Below are 18951 nucleotides of genomic sequence, written 5' to 3'. Positions count from 1 at the left end.
TTCAATCACATCGCCATTTTGCAGACAGGCCTCTATTCAGGCCCTTTTTCCATTTTTAGTGAAATTTTATAAAACATTATTTGCAGGGTCTGAACAAATGCATATATAGGGAAAGACCAGGCCATCTGATAGCCCTTTTCATAATGAAATATGCCGAGCTTAACAGAGAACCATTCAATCACAACAGCCAAAATAGACCAGAGGGTGACATACAGGATATTCATATATCCCTTTAGATTTAATTTCACATATAAATAAACGAAAAAGTAACTGTATGGCCCGTACATAATATAGCTCAAAAAATCAATGAATTGATATTTCGATGTATCATTCACATCATAAAAATCCCATGGCCCGACACTAATGGTGTGATCGAAGAACATCCCGATAAATATGCCGATGGTGATATGAACCGCCATTTCCAAGCCAGATAACTTTTTGGGCAGCTTCCATATAAGAATTAGCGATACCAGTAAATTGGCCAAAACAAACCATTCATTTGCGTCAAAAGCACTTTCATAAACCTTTACCATAATTAGTAGGCTCCTGCATTAGATACCTTATCCCCCTGGACAATCCGAGGCCGGCAATCAAGAAAGCCGTATTTCCTATGCCAGCTTTGAGTAAATTCCAGTTTAAATAGGTAATTACTCCGGACGCGAAGCTGAAAAGATCCATACCAAGAAGACAGATTAAGAAAATGGCGAAGACAGTTATCCTTTTTACACCAGATTGAGTTTTCCAATAAATATTTATAAACATAAGAACTAGAAAGGGTCCAATAATTTCACGATGAATCAAGAACACAATAAATAAAATAGAATCATCTGTAATATGAATCCACTTTAATTGCAGAGCAAGTATGGTTGTGTAATTTCGGGCTGCAATTGAAATTAGCATAAGAACCAGAGAGTTTTGCAAAAAGGAAAGCTTTTTTTCTATAACAAAAAAGAAACATAGTGTATAAAATGCAATTACAAGGGCTGCAGGCAGAACCATTAAATCACCTTAAGAGGCTTATTTTTAAATATCATCATACATATAATATTGTTTTGGTAAGATGCATTTATTCATTAATCCTAAGATTGTATAAATGAAAGAGCCATCCTGCCTGCAAGATGGCTCTTTCTCACTCAACCATATAGGGATGATTTAATGCGTCATAATCGGCATCCCTGTTTTTAAGTTCATTTCCTTCCTTAAAAACACTTTCAAAAAATCTTGATGCCGGTTCTGCCAGTTCTTTATAATATTCACTAAACAAAGCAGCAGCATGACTGCCGAGCCATTTATCCGGAAGAAGTTCTTCCGGAAGCCCCGGATCCACAAAGAGGAATTTCCGGTATTCATGCACAAGCTTTGTTCTTTCCACAAAACATTCTGCATTAGTCATATTCCCCTTCTGGATTTTATTTTTATCAATGATATATTTCTGGCTGTATTCGGAAATAAACTCCTGGTATCTTTCATTGATCTCTGTCAGGTTCCAGCTTTTTTCAACAATTTCGATATTTTTATGCGGACCTGCATACCTGGCAATAAAGAAATCAACATAGTCGGCAATTTCATATTTCTCAATCAAATCAAAAACTTGTTTCTCAAGATTATTAGCTGAGATCCAGCAGCTGCTGGACATGGAGCCAAAACCGCTCCAAACAAGTTCCTTCCGCAATTCATCCCGTACATTGCGGATTTCCTCCGGAATAGTATACATGAGTATGCGCCACTTGCCATCCCACTCTTCAGGTTTTAATTTAAAAATGCGCTTAGCCGCTTCCTCAATTCTTTTTTGCCCTCTTGGCGTTAGGGAGTAATAGCTTTTATTGCCGATCTTTTCTGCGCTCACCCATCCCTGCTTATTCATTCTTGAAATAGCTGCTCTGACAGACTGATCATTATGACCAAATTCGCTTAAAAGCTTTATTAGGCTTCCAATCCAAATTTTGCTTCCATAATGTGAAATATAATCGCCATAAAGTGTGAAAATCATTGACCTTGTATTCAACTTGCTTTCATCCTCATTTCATCATGTAGGTTGAACGGAAAAAATTCGTTATATACAATTGTACTAAAATTAGATAGTTTTGAACAATACTTTTTCGGCATACTAAATAATTTGACTGCCTCTGCCTTTATACATCATCGCTTTAAAGTCTTTATTAACCCTAAAAACCATAGAGTAAAAAGTCTCTATGGTAAGCGCTCGACGATTGTAGAAATCCCCTGGCCAACTCCCACACACATCGTTGCCAGGCCGTATTTTGAATTCCTGCGCTTCATCTCATGTAATAAAGTTGTCAGAATACGGGCACCGCTCGCTCCAAGCGGATGGCCAAATGCAATCGCTCCACCATTTACATTTACCCGCTCCGGATCTGCACCAAGTTCTTTTATGCAGGCTAGGGATTGAGAGGCAAAAGCTTCATTTAATTCGGTTAAGTCTATATCATTCATCGAAAGACCAGCCCTCTTCAAAGCTTTCTGAGTGGAATAAATAGGACCTGCCCCCATAATCGAAGGCTCAAGCCCTGCTGTTGCCGATACAATATAAGTTCCAAGGGGCTGTAATCCAAGTTCACTCGCTTTTTCCTCTGACATCAGCAGCAGTACAGACGCACCGTCGTTAACACCCGAAGCATTGCCCGCCGTTACAGTTCCGCTCTGAAAAATAGGTTTTAAGCTTGAGAGCTTTTCAAAAGTAGTTTCCGGACGGGGATGCTCATCACGCGAAATCGTTATCTCATTCCCTTTTTTATCCATATATGTAACAGGAATGATTTCATCGTCGAATTTTCTTTTTTCAATGGCTGATTTTGCTCTCTTCTGGCTTTCCATAGCAAACAGATCCTGTTCTTCACGAGATATGCCATACTTATCTGCAACATTTTCTGCTGTCTTGGGCATGCTTTCAGCACCGTACATTTCCTCAAGCCTGCGGTTTGTAAATCGCCATCCGATGGTTGTGTCATACATCTCCATATTCCCTCTTGGAAACTCGCTGCTTGGCTTTGCCATGACAAATGGTGCACGTGTCATGCTTTCCGTACCGCCTGCAATAAAAATATTTCCTTCTCCGGCTAAAATGGCCCGTGCAGCATAATTAACAGCGTCCAAACCGGACCCGCAAAGCCGGTTAACTGTTGAAGCAGCCACTTCGACAGGCAAACCGGCAAGCAAAGCTGCCATCCTGGCCACATTGCGGTTATCTTCTCCTGCCTGATTGGCATTTCCCAGTATGACCTCTTCAATTTCTGCAGGATTCACCATCGGATTTCTATCCAGCAGCGCCCTAATGACGATAGCTCCCAAATCATCCGGCCGGATATCCTTTAACCCGCCTTTATATCTTCCGATCGGAGTCCTGACAGCATCCACAATTACTGCTTTTCTCATTGCTTAACTCCCTCTCTGGCAATGTAATCATAGACACCCCTGCCCGTTTTGCGCCCAAGCCTTCCAGCTTTGACATATTGCTCAAGGAGCGGTGCCGGCCGGTATTTTTCTCCCAGCTTGCTGTGAAGGTATTTTAAATTATTCAGGCGCGTATCGAGGCCGACAAGATCGCCAAGTTCGAATGGCCCCATCGGATAATTCAGCCCAAGCTTAATTGCCTTATCAATTTCTTCAGGTGTGCCGAGACCTTCCTGAAGCATATAAAATGCCTCATTTCCAACGAGCGCACTTATTCTGCTTGTTACAAATCCTGGAAACTCATTAATGACTACTGTTTCTTTTCCCATCTGCCCGGCAGCACGTTTAATTGACTGCGCTGTTTCTTCGCTTGTTTCAAGCCCTTTAATAATTTCAACAAGCGGCATTTTATGGACGGGATTAAAGAAATGCATGGCAATCACTTTGTCCGGACGTTTTGTAAAGGATCCAATCTCGGTTGGACTCATGGTAGAGGTGTTTGTTGCAAAACAGCAGTGCTCAGGTGCGTGCTGATCAATGACCTCAAAAATATTTCTCTTAATATCCATCACTTCAGGGACTGCCTCAATAACAAGATCAGCTGCACTTACATGCTGAGCCAGACTGACAGAATAGGAAAGGCGATTTTTGCCTGCTTCCATATCAGCGGCTGTTATTTTATTCCTGGCGATTCCTTTTTCAAAGATACTATCAATCTCTCTTTCCGCTTGGGTTAATTGTTCCCGGCTGATATCTACAAGAGTGGTATAAAATCCTCCGACAGCACTGACATACGCAATCCCGCGTCCCATTACGCCTGAACCGATTACGACTATATTTTTCATGGTGTAATCCTCCTCTCAATTTAAAAAAAGACGAGCACCCGAAACGAGATGCTCGCAAGAAGAACAAAACGGGCAAATATTTTAATAGTTTCTAAATTTTAATCCAGCAATGGTCTATTTCCCTTGAAACACAGGCTTTCGCTTTTGCATAAATGCGGCTACACCTTCTTTATGGTCAAGAGTAAGGCCAGCCATCCGCTGTCCCTGTGCGTCTCTCTCCAAACATTCCTCTAAAGTGGATTCCCAGCTCGCTTTCAGGTTTTTCTTTATTATTGCAATGGCCGCTGTCGGCATGCCGGCAAGCCTTTCTGCAAAAGCAGTTATTTCATCCTGCCATTTCTCCATAGGAATTACCTTAGTAGCCAGGCCTAGCTCTTTGGCTTCCTGTGCATTAACCTTTTCACCAAGCACGGCAAGCTCCATGGCTTTCGCATGACCGACCAGCTTTGGCAGAAAGTAGAGGTTCCCGGCATCAGGCACCAGCCCAACATGGATAAAAGCTTCTAAAAAACTGGCTTTATCAGATAGGAGCCTGAAATCGCATGCTAATGCGAGACTCATGCCTGCACCTGCTGCCACCCCATTGACCGCAGCGATAACCGGCTTCTTGCATTTATGAAGCTCCAATACCATTGGATTATAGAATCGGCGGAGTACTTCGCCGTGATTCATATCCTCATTTACCCCCTGAAGGTCCTGGCCAGAGCAAAAAGCACGTCCTTCACCTGTAATAACAAGACATCGGACTTCGTTATCCCGGCTTGCCAGTTTTATGGCCTGCTGAACCTCTTTATTAAGCTGTTCTGTGAATGCATTCAGTTTATCCGGGCGGTTTAATGAAATCCAAGCAACACCGTTTGCGACCTCATAATTCACCGTTTCAAACATTTGCTATGTACACCCCCTTTACTTCCCTTTGAATTGCGGCTTGCGTTTTTCAATAAAGGCATTCATTCCTTCTTTTTGATCTTCTGTCGAAAATAATAAATAAAAATTCTTCCGTTCAAATTCCATTCCCTCATTTAAAGAAGTATCTACTGCTTTAAGGACTGCTTCCTTTATGAGGCGTATAGCAATTGGCGCCTGATTGGCAATTTGTTCAGCCGCCTTCATCGTTTCTTCCAAAAGAAGCTCCTCTGATATAAGCTGGTTGACGATGCCATGTTGAAACGCTTCTTTGGCATTGATTCTTTTGCCGGTAAAAAGCCATTCCATTGCTTTCGTTTTTCCGACAAGCTTAGTAAGCCTCTGCGTTCCGCCTGCACCTGGCATTACTCCCAGGTTTACCTCCGGAAAGCCAAATTCCGCGTTATCAGCTGCATAAAGCAAATCACAGCATAAAGCAAGCTCAAAGCCCCCGCCAAGGGCAAAACCATGAACCGCCCCGATAATCGGTTTCTTGATCATGGCAAGGCGATCCCAATCCTTAAATTGATTGCGAAGCTCAAAATCTATTGCCTGGTCGTTTGCCATCTCATCAATATCTGCTCCGGCTGCAAAGGCTCTGCCATTTCCGCTTAATACGATAGCCTTAATGCTCCTGTCAGCCTCAAACCCTTCCATCGCATCCAGAATCTCTGAAACCATGGGGCGGTTGATTGCATTTAAGACTTTTGGCCGGTTTAATGCAATTAAACCAAGCTTTCCATGCTGTGAAACTTCAATAGCTTCATAGCTTTTACTCATCTGCTTCCTCACCAATCATAAGTGTGATAATATCACCTGCAAATTTCATGGCGTCTTTTCCTGATGCCTTGCCTTCATCTGTTCTCATAGCCTCCTGTAAAGCTTCATGGCTGTCATAGTACATTTCGCACATCAAATAGTACTTCCCTTCGCCCCCCATAGGACTGCCAACAATTTTTGTAACCTCCATTTTGCGGAGACCCGGAATTTTGGCTGTAAGCGGCGCGTGCGCATTAAAATAATGGTCATCAAATGCCTCCTTATTTTCAGGGTGCTTATAAAGAGCGATTAATTTTACCATTTGTCAACTTCCTTTCAGGTTTAGTGGATTTGATTCATTTAATAGTATTCCCGGAGCCGGATTCATATGTTATTTGTGTTATCCAGGAATTTTTCATGGAAGGATTAACAGTTTTCCAGCATCTTAAAAATAGCATTAGACACATTGACCGGCTTTTATAACAGATTAGAAAGTCCTTATAGCTGCATCATCGTTGATACAGGCTTCATAGCTTCAAAGGGGTTCCTGCAGGATTTGCAGTATAAAATGCTGCGGCAGGCCGTAGGGCCAAACAGGTTATCCATTGTCGTATATGTGGACCCGCAAAATGGGCAATCCACATGCCATTCACCTGTTTCACTTATTAATTGTGGAGGCGGCGCAATCCCGAATTCCTTTAGCTTTAACCTTCCTGTTTCTGTTACCCGGTCAGAAGTCCAGGGCGGATGATAGATAAACCGGACTTCTATTTTTTCAAATTTCCCTGCCTTGAGTATTTCGGTTTCCACGTTTTTTCGAATGATATCCAGTGCCGGGCATCCCATAAAGGTAGGCAGGAGTTTAACCACTGCTGAATTGCTTTCCACCTCAATCTGCTCCAGCATTCCTAAATCAACGATGGAAATGGTATCTATTTCAGGGTCCTTAACATTATGAAGCGCTTCCAACGCGTTTTTTATCAACTTTTGATTCTGCTCCATTTACATCACCCTTTAAAAAACTTACCAGCTTGCAGCTGGATTTATGTTATACACCTCGCTCAAAGTAGCTAATGCAGCATCAAGGTCGGCTGTATGCTCTCCTATACGGCCATTTCCATTTTTCATTGCAAGGTCTGCCTCTGAGACTGCCAGATTGATAGATTCAAAAACAGGCTTCATGATAAGCAGCCATCGCTGCTTTAACACTTCTTCCGGTTCAATGAGACCATGGCCCGCCATATCTTTTGCCAGCGGTCCCAATGTTAAGACTCCTTCAAAATCGGCTAAAACCTTCCCAATGGCTGCTTCCATCCTCGTTCTGGCTTCCCCGCCAGCCTGCATCAGCTGCATAAACCATGTTTTCCAGTGAAGGAGATGATAATAAAGCTCCATATTAACCTTTAATGCCAACTCGGCTAAAGGCTGATAAGAAGAATTTTTTAGAGAGTCCAATCTGATTTTCTTTGATTGGATATAAAAATAATTTCTTGCTACCGCGAATGCCCAGTCATATTGTGCTGCAGACAAGTAATGACCTGGACCATTTACCGCTTCCAAAAGGACCGCATTTCTCCTTTCGGCCGCTTTTCTTGCATGGGCAAGACTGTCTACTTTGCCTTCTCCAAGATCCTCAAGCAGCTGATAAAACATGGCAGCATGGCCCATGGTATCCTGGCTGATGGATGAAAAGGCGACATCCTCCTCTATATGAGGCGCCAGTCCAAGCCACTCAGAACCCCGGTAAGCAAGAATGAAGTCATCGTCAGCCAGCTGATATAATAATGATGTCAGTGCCGGCTTAACTTTAGCATCGATTGGCATTTTATTAACTGGCTCAGTCACCTTTCTTCATCCCTCCCCATGATAGAATTTCCTTTTCATCAAGCATTTCCTGCTCGTAGTGGCGCCACTTTTTCTTCAAATATCCGTATCCTTTTGTCGTGCGGTAATCTTTGTTGTCCAGACGCTGAAGTGATTGCTTTTCTTCTCGTGTCAGCTTCCGGATATCAGATCGTTTGACGATCCAGATATCAGCAACCGGTTCTCTCCTCATAAAATTTTCCTGTGCCATGACGAGTGCGAGCTCGCGATTTGGTGCCAGCAGGGAAAATTGATATTGCAGAGGCGAGGTATCGGTTCTTTGACTAAAGACTTCGAATTCCTGATAAAATCCTTCGTTTCCCAAAGGAGACCCCTCCCATCTGAACGGTTTAGTTTGCAGTATTGAGAGCTTCGTGCACCCATTTGTTAGTCTCATAAGCTTTGCGGCGGAGTCCGAGTCGCTCCTGAGATTTTGGCCCATTATTTTTAATAATGTCCTTGAACTTATTCCAGTCAGGCTGCCTATAGACCCAAAGCTCCTGATCCTGGTCAAAATGCATTGTCTCATCCGGCAGTTTGAGGCCAAGTGAGAGAACGCGGGGAATATACTTTGTAAAAAAGTCCTGTCTTAAGTCTTCGTTCGTCTTTGTCCGGATTCTATATTTTATCGTTGTATCCTGTTTGGAAGTGCCGGTAGTAGAGGCATCACCGGGACCAAAGAACATTAACAGCGCTTCCCACCAGCGGTTAACCGCTTCCTGAACCATCACTTTCTGCTCCTCGGTTCCTTCTGCCAGCGCCATAATGATTGCTTCACCATGCTGGGCATGAAAAACCTCTTCCGCGCAAATCCGTTTAAGCGCTCTTGCATAGGGCCCATATGAAGCATTAAGCATATTGGTTTGGGTAATGATAGCAGCACCGTCAACCAGCCAGCCGATGAGCCCGGCATCCCCCCAGGTTGGAGCCTCCATATGAAAAACATTGTGGAATTTCAGTCTTCCGCTGAATAAATCCTGCATAATATCTTCTCTTGTTTTGCCGAGAGGCTTCATTAAATCTTCTGCTACACGGAGCAGCAGCTGTCCATGTCCCATCTCATCCTGCACCTTTGCCATGATTCCAAGCTTGCGTTTTAAGGAAGGAGCTTTTGGCACCCACTCCTTTTCAGGAAGTGCTCCCATAATTTCACTGATGCCATGCATCGAAATCAATTTGATTAATGTCATTCGGTAATCTTCGGGCATCCAATCATCCGCTTCAATTTTTTCTCCTGCATTTATTCGTTTCATGAACTGCTCGTATTTTTGTTCTTCTGTCATCTCTTGAAAGAAAAGAGCTTCTGACATGTGATTCACCCCCAGTGAGTTAAAAATTATTCCTTCAGGTTACTGCATTTTTCTCTGCCGGATTTACAATTCTGGTAGCTTTCCCTTCCGATCTTGGCAGCGTTTTCGGCGGATGGAGAACAAGTCCAATGGTAATAAAGCAATTTTGCTTCACTGCTTCCTTGATCTTCTTTTTCACATGTTCTGCTTCTCCCATATCTCTATAAAACTCTTCGCTCCATTCAGCATGAAGCTCCAAAACTTTTAAACTTCCCTTGTTATACACTTGGATATGGTAGTGGGGAGAAAGCTCAGGCATCTGAAGAATGCACCGTTCAATTTCGGAAGGAAAGACGTTTACACCATTCACATTAAGCATATCGTCTATGCGGCCTTTCACACGGCTCATGCGAAGCGTAGTTCTCCCGCAAACACACTTCTCTTTAGAAAGGGAGGCGATATCACCCGTTCGGTAGCGAATTACCGGAAAAGCTTCCTTCGTTAAACTTGTAAAAACAAGCTCGCCTTCCTGTCCGTTTGGAAGCGGTGTCATTTTTTCCGGATCGATCACCTCTGCATAAAAATGATCCTCTGCAATGTGCAGGCCATCCTGCGATTCATGGCATTCCATGGCTACACCTGGTCCAAGAACTTCACTCAGTCCATAAATATCGCATGCTTTAATCCCAAGCTTAGCTTCTAGTGTTTTCCTCATTTCTTCAGACCAGGGCTCTGCCCCAAGAATCCCATACTTTAATGATGTATCGGCCGGGTCTATTCCCCTCTCTTCCATCTTCTCTGCTAAATTGAGGATGTAGGAAGGAGTTCCGCAAATAACTTCTGGCTTAAAGTCTTGTATCAGCATAATTTGTCTGTCAGTATTTCCTCCAGAAACAGGTACGGTAGCCATGCCAAGCTGTTCGCTGCCATAATGCAGTCCCAATCCACCTGTAAAGAGACCGTATCCGTAAGCATTATGCAGTGTCTGACCAGGTTCGCCTCCTCCGATTGAGATTGCCCTGGCTATCAGATTGCTCCACATTTTGATGTCGTTTCGTGTGTAGCCCACTACAGTCGGCTTTCAGCTCGTTCCCGATGAAGCGTGCAGACGGACAATTTCTTTTCTATCCACAGCAAAAAGCCCGAATGGGTAATGTTTCCGCAAATCTGCTTTAACAGTAAAGGGGAGCTTTTGAATATCATTCAGGCTATTAACGTCTTCAGGTGTATTATTACTTTCCAAAAACTTTTTCCGATAAAAAGGCACATGATTAAATACTCTTTCCACTGTCTGCTTGAGCCGGTCCAACTGCAATTGTTCTATAAAATCGCGGCTTTCCGTTTCGATATCATGCAGAATCAAGACATGACCTCCCAGATTAACATCATATTAGGATAATAATTTTGTATAACGTAAAAATATCGTAATATGAAATATGTGTTATATATTTAACACAAAGATACCGTGTAAACAGGAAAAAGTCAACTTATTTTCTGAAAATTTACTCATTTATTTTAAAAGCGGAAGCGCCTTGCCCACAAAAGGAACGCAGACTAAGAACGCCACGTCCTGTGGCAACGTCTGCATGACCCCCTTCCTGTGGGCCTCAAGCACAAGTCGAGCCTTCCGGAAAGGCGTTCTTTGCCTTTTTGGGAGGATTGGCTTGTGACCTCGAGGGGGTAGGCGCTGGAGCTAGACCGTTAACTACGTACAAATTTATACAATCTGATTTAATAAAAAAAACCAGCCCGAGGGCTAGGTTAACTTTCTATGACCATTCTTTTAATTTATTCATTATGCTATTTTTCCATTTAGATATTAAAGGCTCCTCACCTTTAGCTGTCTTTTGCTTCTGCCATTCATTATAGCTTGCTGCAGAAATGAGAATAGAGCCTGCAATTAAAAGATACGCCCACCAAGGAAGATTTCCCCAATAAGGTCTTGATTGAAGCAGTACATTCAGGAGCAGAACCCCAGAGCCAACAAAGAAATAGGACTTTATTCTCCAGAAGGTGCCAGCCAGCATCGAAATCAGGGAGAGTGTGCCAACTATGAGCGCATCATAAACCGTATTGCTTGCAAGGCCATCCTGTACAAGCAGCAGGGAAACCGTTATTAGGACTGCCCACTGAATTTTGTTTGTTTGTGCTGCGTATTGCCCTTTCAGTACTTTCCTGACAAAAATAATCAGGATGATCCATGGGAGCACGTATGCCTCCCTTATAAAAAGGCCAGGCAGCTCAATATTCTTTAGTAAACTATAATAAGGCTCCATCAATAACGCTCCCGACAGCAACCCAGGCAGCCATACGTATTTGGATGCCATTCTGCCCCTCTGTAAAAATAAAAGTGCGCTGATAAGGAGTCCGGGGAGAACTTCCGCCCATAGGGAAACTTCCGGAAAAAGATAGGCGGTAAGGAAAAATACCAGCGAGATAATAGTGTAGCTATCGGCTTTTTTGTTCATTATAATTTTGGCATATAGCATTTTGCCGATGATCGCCGAAGCCAGGCCGGAACCAGCCACAACCAGAATTTTCATATCTGGAGCGATTCCGTTAATGAACAGAAATTTGAGTACTGCCGCATACAGTAATACCAATGGAACAGCAGCCAATAGATCAAGTTTAGTTCTATGCAAATATACGATCAATCCTGCAGAATAGATAATTGAAACGAAAAACGGCACATACCCAAAGGGATATGAAGTTAAAAACGACAGGATCCCAATCACAGACCAGGGTACAAGAAAGTAACCACTTCTCATTTTATCTTGAGTTTTTCCGGTTAGCCAGAATAAGAATACAGCACAGCTGACTAAAAGAACGGCATACTCACTGAAGTTCTCTTCCCATATATGATCCACGCCCGTCAAGATTACCATGAATAAAGTTAAGAATGAGCTGTAAAGGAATATCTTTACCTTCCACTCTTTAGCAGAAACCCTGAAACTGACCCAATAGACCGCCAGTGTGACCAGGAATGGCCAAATACTATTATCCCTATAGATAAAAAATGTCAGGATCATGGCAAACGGCATGTAAATATGGCCAATCCAGCTGAACCCTCTTGCCAGGACAAGGTCCTTATTAGAAATATAGAAAGCCGCGCCAAGCAAAATCCATGCGCCTAGCGGCAATTGCACCCAATTAATAAAAGGAAAGTTAAATGGTAAACCAATCAAGATCATAAAGTAAGCAAAAAGTGAAATCGATGCTGACACAAACGGAATCCAGCTTTGTTTATGGAATCGATAAAGGGCAAGATACATAATAATGCCCCCTATAAATACTGCGGGTCTCATCCAGACTTCATTGATTGACAAAGCAGCTGCTGTAAATAGTGAGATTGTATAAAATCCCAATGAGATTAAAAACACATTTCCGGCTTGAACTTTGTGCCCTTTCTTCGAAAGAACGCCATAAAGTATAAGCAGGGCAATACTTGCCATTATGGTATTCATGGCCATACCTAACTCATTCTGATAAAAGCTTGACCAGCTTCGCAGATGTTCACCATAAAACATAAAGGCAAACCCGATTGACAAAGGAATGGCCCAGGGAATCGCTTCTGTATAAAAAATCCGATTCTCAGCCGTGTTCATAAGGTACATGACAAAGCTAAAGATTAATAGCATGGAGCCTGCAGCGAGCCAATCAAGAAAACCTACTGCAGTCACAACTGAAAATAACATAATACTAACTGCCACATCCCGTGAGCTTGATTCCACCATTTTTAAGAGCGGATACTTAAGCAGATACCCGAGACTTATAAAAAGCACAAAGCCAATGAAGAAAACAGGTAAAGATAGATTATTGAACTCAAAGCCTTTATCCAATATTAGTACTATTTCAAATAGAGCAGAGGCTAAAAATACGGGTGCCAGGTAAGCAAATAGCCCGTTCCCCATAACATTAGCCAAATATATAAACTGCACCGCTAGAATAATATAAGCCAGCAGCAGTGCTGCAGATGGTTCGCCGGCCATTAACAGGATACCTTCCAATGAAATATATAGAAAAGAAAGTATGGAAACCGCTGCACTGGTCAGTCTAAAAATCTTATCCCAGGAATATTGCTTATCCATAACCTTAGGAACAAACAGAAAACTAATCCCTACAAACGCAAATAAAACTGGTCCTGCCGAATTTAAAATGGTATTTTCAATCAGCTGATAGGCACCATAGACAATCAGTAAGCTGAAGACGAAATGAAACTCCTTCCTGCCTGTTACATATACCATTGATAAGTAAACGGCTGCTGTCAGCAGAATATTCACACTGTATAAAACATGGCTATTGAAAAATAAAAGCATCAATAATGTAGAGATCACTAAATTGATTTGAGCAAAGTAAATCAATTCTCCCGAAAACAGTTTAAGGGAAGCTTGTTTTTTCAGGCGGTGATAAGCTGCGGACAGCAGAGCATTGAAGATCATCAATCCAAGAAAGAAACTGTCATTTTCAAGCTTCAATGCTGCCAAGGTATAACCAGCCCCGGCAGACAGGGCAATATAAGCAAACCATACAAAAAGACGTGAGCCCAGCTTCTGTGCAAATATACTGTATACTGGAACGACCAGTAAACTGCCAGCAGCCCCGAGCACAAAGCGTCCTTCCCCATAAAAAGAAAGATAAGGTCCAAGCAATTGAAACCAGCCTATGGACAAAATAAATATTGGCAAGAATAAACTCCCAAGAACAATAAAAGCAAACGACGTTCTTTCTATCTTTAATACCTTACCCGAAATAAAGGCAAAGCCATAGAAAATAAGTGAAACAACTGCAATAGATGCACTTTTCATGAAATTTGACATTGTATCCCAATTGCTTGTTGCCACAAAAAGTCCGCCAATAAGGAGCAGGATGACTCCTACATTCAGCAGCCAGGAAATATTTCTTTCACGGACTTCTTCCTGAGATACTTTCTTTTTCACCGTTTTTTTTGCCGGCTGAATGGGCTTTTGTCTGATTTCTTCTGCAGCTTTTGCTGCCTTAACCTGCACTTGCTGCAGCTCTTCAAAGTCCTGATAGTACTGATGGTGGGCTTTCAAGGTGATTTCATAATGTTCAGATGATATATAATCCTTGTCTTTCAATTTCGTGAGTTCAACTTGAAATATGTTCTGATGATATTTTTCTGTTTCGATCTTCAAGGATCCACCTCTTTTAAATCGAATTATATTCGATTGTTTCTATTAGTGTAATTTTACACATTATAAACTAATTAATCAATCCCGGTTTTGGCATTTTTCACCTCTCAAGGATGTTTATATAAATATTATTTAATTACAGGAAGAAATGGTATTTTGAGGAACTTCCCGCACGCTTCTGGCCCAAACTCTCCCACCCCATTTATGGAACCCCTTGATTAACCTGCATTTAACCCGTACCTTGCTGCTGCAAAAAAATCCAAATATTATATCTAATAAAATATTAAATAACAATTCTATCCGGAAAATTTTTTTTCCATTATATTATTCTAGAAATTATTACATTTGGAGGAACCATCATTGAAAAGACTAAGTATAATTATTGCGTCCATCTTATTGTTAAGCTTGTTTCCGGCTGTCAGCCTTGCAGCACCAAGTAAAGATGAAGTGGCTGAGTTTGTGAAGGAAACTAATTGGTCTGAAGAAGGATTAATTGACCACCTGGAATATTTTTGGGATATGAATATCGAAGATTTTGATACGTTGGAGGAAATGATCGAATACCTGGGTGAGCCTATTACGGAAGAAAATCTTCAGCAGCTCTTAGCTGAATATGATTTTGAAACTGAGGAAGAGTTAGCGGCTCTTCTTGCGGAGAATGGAGAAATGGAAACGAGTGACGATGTTCGGGATGTTTTCCGATATATTGATGCTTTGGATTCCACTGTTTCTTTTTTAACATATACAGGCACTGAAATTAACGACGAAACTCTTAATCAGCTATTAAATGATTACGGGCTTACAAAAGAAGAGCTCATTTCCCTGCTTAAGGAGAACGATGACTCCCTTGAAAACTACGAATATATTGAGGACCTTGATATCATGGTTTCCATTTATCTGGGTGGAGATGAATGGCCTGGTGAAGACGAAATGAACCAAATACTCGCAGATATAGATCTTACCGATGAAGAACTTGAAGCATTATTTGCACATTTTATGACTTTAGATTTCGAGAACCCTGACTTGCTTGATAAAATGATGGACCTTGAAAGCCGTTTAATGGCATTTGGCGAGTTTGATAGTGCCGGGGATTTAACAGAAGCAGAAATAGCTGAACTTATCCGCATTATGCAGGAAATGATGGATCTGTTCCAGCTTGATGCCGAGTTTTATCTTATGAAAGATGGCGGAAAAACCCATTTAACAACAGCTGAAATGGTTGCTTTGGAAGAAACAAATGGCCATGACCTGCTTATTGAACTTTATAATACTGAAGGCCAGTTCCTGGCAGATATGATTATTACAGCTGAGATGTTCAGTTCAGAGCTAATTGAAGACACAGTGACTGATTTGAATCAGGCTGAAACTGTTATTAAAAAGCAGGATCATGCTAAAGTCAAACCTGTTTCAAAACACTCAAAAACTGTAAAAGGCGGAAAGCTGCCAAACACAGCAGGCAACTATATAGAAGGAGTATTAGCAGGCATCGGCCTGGCCCTTATAGGATTTGCCATTTTACACAGACGGAAAGTAAGAGCTGCGTGAAAAGGAAATTTACATTAAAAGGAGCTATTGGTCTAATTTTTATTTTGGGTGGAATTTGGATTGCCGCTTCAAATCTTATGCCATATGTGAATAGCCAGAAAACTTCAGCCCATATAGATCCCTCCATCACTGTAAAAACAGATGTGAAGACTGAACAAAAAACGGAACAGCATAGCCTATACACTGTTCGTCCTAAAATGGGAGAAGATATGGGCGTTCTATCAATACCTAGGATATCGGCCCAACTTCCAATCTTCCATGGTACGGACGAAGATGAGTTAGAAAAGGGAGTTGGCCATTATGCCGGCAGCGTCCTTCCAGGAGAAGAAGACAATTCAGTCCTTTCCGGCCACCGGGATACAGTCTTTCGCAAACTTGGAGAAGTAGAGATTGGCGATTTGCTTGTCGTGAACACTTCTGCTGGTGAATTTACCTATAAAGTTCGTAAAATAAGAATCGTCGATGCAGACGACAGAACCGTAATTGTTCCTAAGCCAAGAGCAACCCTTACTGTCACAACCTGCTATCCTTTTGACTTTATTGGAGATGCACCACAGAGGTATATCCTCATTGGGGATCTTGTAAGAAAATAAAAAACCCGCTAACCAGGCGGGTTTTTAGAGGGAGGCCGTATTTGGCCTTCCATTTATTCTGTAATTGTGACTAACTTTACATCTGTAAAATCAAATCGATGGTAGTGACCTTCAGTACAGGTTAGTTCTACAAATCCTTCAAGGTCTTTAATGCTTCCAATTACTTCGGATTTATTTTCTGCTTCAACCTCTTCTGTTACGGTAACACCTTTTTCAAAAGTATAAATAACCTTAAACGTATTCATGTGTGCTAAACTCTCCTTTCCCCATTCATGTTCCCGTGTACACAGTGTTTAAACAAAGAAATTTCTATTGCAGTTATTTTCCATTAGTCAGATATAGCTCCACTGTATCTCTCGATGGGAAGTTAAGGACAATACTTACATTCGGCAAGGAGATAGCGTTTGATAGCAAAATGATATTCGACAGATATCGGCTGATATCACCAAAACCACATATATTTCAGCAGTTTTTCAAAAGAGAGATTCAGAATTTCTTTTCTTCCATATGCATAATACTTTAAATCTGGTTTTATTAGTTTACATAATAAAATTATTTTGCAAAAAAAGAAGTCCAGCAATTAAGTGGACTTCTCTTCCCGGTTATTCACCTAGGTCTGCATTATGATAAACTCGCTGGACATCTTCCAGATCCTCAAGAGCGTCAATCAGCTTTTCAAATTGCGCCTGTGCATCAGCCTCAAGGGTGACTTCATTTTGCGGAAGCATTGTTAATTCAGCAACTGCAAACTCATTGATGCCTGCTGACTTAAATGCTTCCTGAACTGCATGAAACTGATCGGGTTCTGCATATACGATTACCGTATCATCTTCTTCCAGAATATCACGTGCATCTACGTCTGCCTCCATCAGGATTTCCAGGACTTCTTCCTCCGTTTTGCCTTCAATGCCGATAACAGCAGTTGAGTCGAACATATAGGATACAGATCCGCTCACGCCCATATTCCCGCCATTTTTTCCGAATGCAGCACGTACGTTAGAAGCTGTGCGATTTACGTTATTTGTCAATGCATCGACTATTATCATGGATCCGCTAGGCCCGAATCCTTCATAGCGTAGCTCATCATAGTTTTCTTCCGCTCCGCCTTTTGCTTTTTCAATTGCACGATCAATGATATTTCTTGGCACGTTATATGTTTTTGCACGTTCGAGCACAAATTTTAAAGCCTGGTTTGCTTCCGGATCAGGCTCCCCTTGCTTGGCAACCACATATATTTCAAGTGCAAACTTGGAATAAACACGGCTCGTATTTGCGTCTTTTGATGCTTTCTTTTCTTTAATATTGTTCCATTTACGGCCCATATGTCCCACTCTCTTTCAACTTTGGATCTATGAAATTTATGATTAGAAATAGAGTCTTCTTTACTCGGAAGAACTCTCACCTGATTATTATACATTAAAACACCTGATTTTTTCGAGTATTGTTTCATAAGAAGAAGCATGGGATTGCATCGAGTATTGATAAATAAAAAAAGAGACACAAATGTGCCTCTAATTAGCTGCTTAATAGGATTTTTTCAAGCACCTTCTGCACCTGATACCCTTCTTTAAAGGAAACCAATATTGCATGATCTCCTCTTATTGCTTTGAGGAGTTCCGCTGGCAGACTGTTTTCAGGCTCATCAAGCCTTAATCTTTCTCCGCCGTTTTCAGACGTACTCTGTACAAGAACACTCCAGTTCTGCATATCCAATGTGCCCTTATCACCAAAAACCTTAAAAGACAGATGTTCTTTTTGCCCAATTCCCGCAATTCCGTTTAATAGAACAGGAATGCCGCCTGGAAGCTTCAATGATGCGGTAAAGCTGGTTTCACATTGATGTTCATTATCCGGATATTCCACAAAAGAACGGATATTGAGCAGCTCTCCAAAGGTATCCTGTATCATATGAATAAAGTGAGGAGCTACTTCCCGGATAAAGCCTCCCTGTTCCCTGCTGGAAATCCAATCGTTCTGCTGCCATTCACGCGGCCATTGTGTAAATTGCAGGTGCAGTTCTACCTTCTTAATCTCGCCCAGTTCACCATTCTGTATCTTTTTCCTAAACTCTTTAAAGGCTGGGCTGTATGCCATTGGAAAATTCATGGCATGGATGATTCCTGCATTTTCAGAAGCTTCAAACATTTCCTTCGCCTCTTCAATGGAATTGGCCAGAGGCTTTTCGCAAAGAAGATGCTTGCCGCTCTTTATAATTTCCATACTAATTGAATGATGCCATTTGGGCGGAACACCTAAATAGATGAGTTTGATGGTTTCGTCCCTGAGCAGATCGGAATGATTTGTATGTATCACCGCATCTGGCAGCTCAGTTTTAAATTTATCTAATCGTTCGGCTTTTCGATCACAAAGCGCTGCAATCTCAAACTCCTCATGCTGCCGAAATTGACGCAGTATCCTTTCCCCTACAGCACCCATTCCAATTAATCCAACTTTAATCTTTTCCTTCAACATACTTCACCTGCTTGTTTAATTTCATAGTTCTCAATTGAATTATACAGTTTATTATAAAAATTCTAAAGTTGTAAATTCTCTAATAAGTTAATAAACAAAAGCTGGCCAATAATTG

18 protein-coding genes and 1 pseudogene are annotated in these 18951 nt (G+C 41.6%); 2 read left to right on the top strand and 17 right to left on the bottom strand.

Annotation, left to right across the window (positions count from 1 at the left end; translation table 11 throughout):
* Nucleotides 1-32: 32 nt before the first annotated feature.
* The 14 genes and pseudogenes from ACR42H_RS11740 to ACR42H_RS11675 all read right to left on the bottom strand — a co-directional run bounded on the left by ACR42H_RS11740 (nt 33) and on the right by ACR42H_RS11675 (nt 14229).
* Nucleotides 33-533: a hypothetical protein gene (locus ACR42H_RS11740; RefSeq protein ID WP_113880767.1), complete on the bottom strand. Its 501-nt coding sequence runs from the start codon at nt 531-533 to the stop codon at nt 33-35.
* Entirely contained in the window at nt 517-900 is a 384-nt protein-coding gene (locus tag ACR42H_RS11735) for a hypothetical protein (protein WP_436376310.1), read from the bottom strand. The genes ACR42H_RS11740 and ACR42H_RS11735 overlap by 17 nt, the downstream gene beginning before the upstream one ends.
* Nucleotides 901-1129: 229 nt before the next feature.
* On the bottom strand, nt 1130-2005 hold the full coding sequence (gene paaX, locus ACR42H_RS11730) for a phenylacetic acid degradation operon negative regulatory protein PaaX (protein WP_113880765.1): 876 nt from the start codon (nt 2003-2005) through the stop codon (nt 1130-1132).
* A 185-nt stretch (nt 2006-2190) separates the two neighbouring features.
* Nucleotides 2191-3393, bottom strand: coding sequence for a thiolase family protein (locus ACR42H_RS11725; RefSeq protein ID WP_436376308.1), 1203 nt, complete (start codon nt 3391-3393; stop codon nt 2191-2193).
* The gene (locus ACR42H_RS11720; protein ID WP_113880763.1) at nt 3390-4256 is read right to left on the bottom strand and encodes a 3-hydroxyacyl-CoA dehydrogenase; all 867 of its coding nucleotides are present in this window, start codon (nt 4254-4256) and stop codon (nt 3390-3392) included. The genes ACR42H_RS11725 and ACR42H_RS11720 overlap by 4 nt, the downstream gene beginning before the upstream one ends.
* 114 nt (nt 4257-4370) lie before the next feature.
* Nucleotides 4371-5144, bottom strand: a complete 774-nt coding sequence (locus tag ACR42H_RS11715; RefSeq protein ID WP_113880762.1) for an enoyl-CoA hydratase-related protein — start codon at nt 5142-5144, stop codon at nt 4371-4373.
* An 18-nt stretch (nt 5145-5162) separates the two neighbouring features.
* A complete protein-coding gene (locus tag ACR42H_RS11710) occupies nt 5163-5942 on the bottom strand; it encodes an enoyl-CoA hydratase-related protein (protein WP_436376306.1) in 780 nt (259 codons plus the stop codon).
* Entirely contained in the window at nt 5935-6243 is a 309-nt protein-coding gene (locus ACR42H_RS11705) for an EthD family reductase (protein ID WP_113880760.1), read from the bottom strand. Before ACR42H_RS11705 ends, ACR42H_RS11710 begins: the two co-directional genes overlap by 8 nt.
* A gap of 176 nt (nt 6244-6419) precedes the next feature.
* Nucleotides 6420-6923, bottom strand: coding sequence for a 1,2-phenylacetyl-CoA epoxidase subunit PaaD (gene paaD / locus ACR42H_RS11700; RefSeq protein WP_436376304.1), 504 nt, complete (start codon nt 6921-6923; stop codon nt 6420-6422).
* A gap of 21 nt (nt 6924-6944) precedes the next feature.
* The gene (paaC, locus tag ACR42H_RS11695) at nt 6945-7745 is read right to left on the bottom strand and encodes a 1,2-phenylacetyl-CoA epoxidase subunit PaaC (protein ID WP_436376907.1); all 801 of its coding nucleotides are present in this window, start codon (nt 7743-7745) and stop codon (nt 6945-6947) included.
* 13 nt (nt 7746-7758) lie between these two features.
* A complete protein-coding gene (gene paaB, locus ACR42H_RS11690) occupies nt 7759-8109 on the bottom strand; it encodes a 1,2-phenylacetyl-CoA epoxidase subunit PaaB (protein WP_436376302.1) in 351 nt (116 codons plus the stop codon).
* Nucleotides 8110-8134: 25 nt separating this feature from the next.
* On the bottom strand, nt 8135-9094 hold the full coding sequence (gene paaA, locus ACR42H_RS11685) for a 1,2-phenylacetyl-CoA epoxidase subunit PaaA (protein WP_436376300.1): 960 nt from the start codon (nt 9092-9094) through the stop codon (nt 8135-8137).
* Between the two features lie 34 nt (nt 9095-9128).
* Nucleotides 9129-10436: pseudogene (locus ACR42H_RS11680) on the bottom strand (phenylacetate--CoA ligase family protein).
* 406 nt (nt 10437-10842) lie between these two features.
* Complete coding sequence (locus tag ACR42H_RS11675) at nt 10843-14229, bottom strand: hypothetical protein (protein ID WP_436376298.1); 3387 nt, start codon at nt 14227-14229, stop codon at nt 10843-10845.
* A gap of 357 nt (nt 14230-14586) precedes the next feature.
* Here ACR42H_RS11675 and ACR42H_RS11670 point away from each other — a divergent pair, with 357 nt between their 5' ends.
* Together ACR42H_RS11670 and ACR42H_RS11665 are read left to right on the top strand one after the other, a co-directional pair.
* Nucleotides 14587-15771: a processed acidic surface protein gene (locus ACR42H_RS11670; protein ID WP_436376296.1), complete on the top strand. Its 1185-nt coding sequence runs from the start codon at nt 14587-14589 to the stop codon at nt 15769-15771.
* Nucleotides 15768-16364 carry a class D sortase gene (locus ACR42H_RS11665; RefSeq protein ID WP_436376294.1) on the top strand — a complete coding sequence of 199 codons (597 nt, stop codon included), beginning with the start codon at nt 15768-15770 and terminating at the stop codon, nt 16362-16364. The genes ACR42H_RS11670 and ACR42H_RS11665 overlap by 4 nt, the downstream gene beginning before the upstream one ends.
* Nucleotides 16365-16417: 53 nt before the next feature.
* On the opposite strand, the gene ACR42H_RS11660 is transcribed toward ACR42H_RS11665, so the two are convergent.
* From ACR42H_RS11660 to ACR42H_RS11650, 3 genes are all read right to left on the bottom strand, one after another.
* The gene (locus tag ACR42H_RS11660) at nt 16418-16609 is read right to left on the bottom strand and encodes a hypothetical protein (RefSeq protein ID WP_113883874.1); all 192 of its coding nucleotides are present in this window, start codon (nt 16607-16609) and stop codon (nt 16418-16420) included.
* 357 nt (nt 16610-16966) lie between these two features.
* Entirely contained in the window at nt 16967-17686 is a 720-nt protein-coding gene (locus ACR42H_RS11655) for a YebC/PmpR family DNA-binding transcriptional regulator (protein ID WP_436376292.1), read from the bottom strand.
* A gap of 193 nt (nt 17687-17879) precedes the next feature.
* Complete coding sequence (locus tag ACR42H_RS11650; protein WP_436376290.1) at nt 17880-18836, bottom strand: Gfo/Idh/MocA family protein; 957 nt, start codon at nt 18834-18836, stop codon at nt 17880-17882.
* Between the last annotated feature and the right edge of the window lie 115 nt (nt 18837-18951).

It is taken from the genome of Cytobacillus sp. BC1816 (assembly GCF_051353635.1).
Classification (GTDB): domain Bacteria; phylum Bacillota; class Bacilli; order Bacillales; family Cytobacillaceae; genus Cytobacillus; species Cytobacillus oceanisediminis_C.
The sequence above is the reverse complement of the archived record's forward strand: the minus strand, read 5'-3'. Positions and strand labels throughout refer to the sequence as shown.

Coding starts and splice junctions, on each gene's coding strand:
- ACR42H_RS11735 (WP_436376310.1), bottom strand. CDS start 900: ATGCTAATTTCAATTGCAGCCCGAAATTACACAACCATACTTGCTCTG.
- ACR42H_RS11655 (WP_436376292.1), bottom strand. CDS start 17,686: ATGGGCCGTAAATGGAACAATATTAAAGAAAAGAAAGCATCAAAAGAC.
- paaD (WP_436376304.1), bottom strand. CDS start 6,923: ATGGAGCAGAATCAAAAGTTGATAAAAAACGCGTTGGAAGCGCTTCAT.
- ACR42H_RS11725 (WP_436376308.1), bottom strand. CDS start 3,393: ATGAGAAAAGCAGTAATTGTGGATGCTGTCAGGACTCCGATCGGAAGA.
- paaA (WP_436376300.1), bottom strand. CDS start 9,094: ATGTCAGAAGCTCTTTTCTTTCAAGAGATGACAGAAGAACAAAAATAC.
- ACR42H_RS11715 (WP_113880762.1), bottom strand. CDS start 5,144: ATGTTTGAAACGGTGAATTATGAGGTCGCAAACGGTGTTGCTTGGATT.
- ACR42H_RS11710 (WP_436376306.1), bottom strand. CDS start 5,942: ATGAGTAAAAGCTATGAAGCTATTGAAGTTTCACAGCATGGAAAGCTT.
- ACR42H_RS11740 (WP_113880767.1), bottom strand. CDS start 533: ATGGTAAAGGTTTATGAAAGTGCTTTTGACGCAAATGAATGGTTTGTT.
- ACR42H_RS11650 (WP_436376290.1), bottom strand. CDS start 18,836: ATGTTGAAGGAAAAGATTAAAGTTGGATTAATTGGAATGGGTGCTGTA.
- ACR42H_RS11660 (WP_113883874.1), bottom strand. CDS start 16,609: ATGAATACGTTTAAGGTTATTTATACTTTTGAAAAAGGTGTTACCGTA.
- ACR42H_RS11720 (WP_113880763.1), bottom strand. CDS start 4,256: ATGAAAAATATAGTCGTAATCGGTTCAGGCGTAATGGGACGCGGGATT.
- paaC (WP_436376907.1), bottom strand. CDS start 7,745: ATGCCAATCGATGCTAAAGTTAAGCCGGCACTGACATCATTATTATAT.
- ACR42H_RS11705 (WP_113880760.1), bottom strand. CDS start 6,243: ATGGTAAAATTAATCGCTCTTTATAAGCACCCTGAAAATAAGGAGGCA.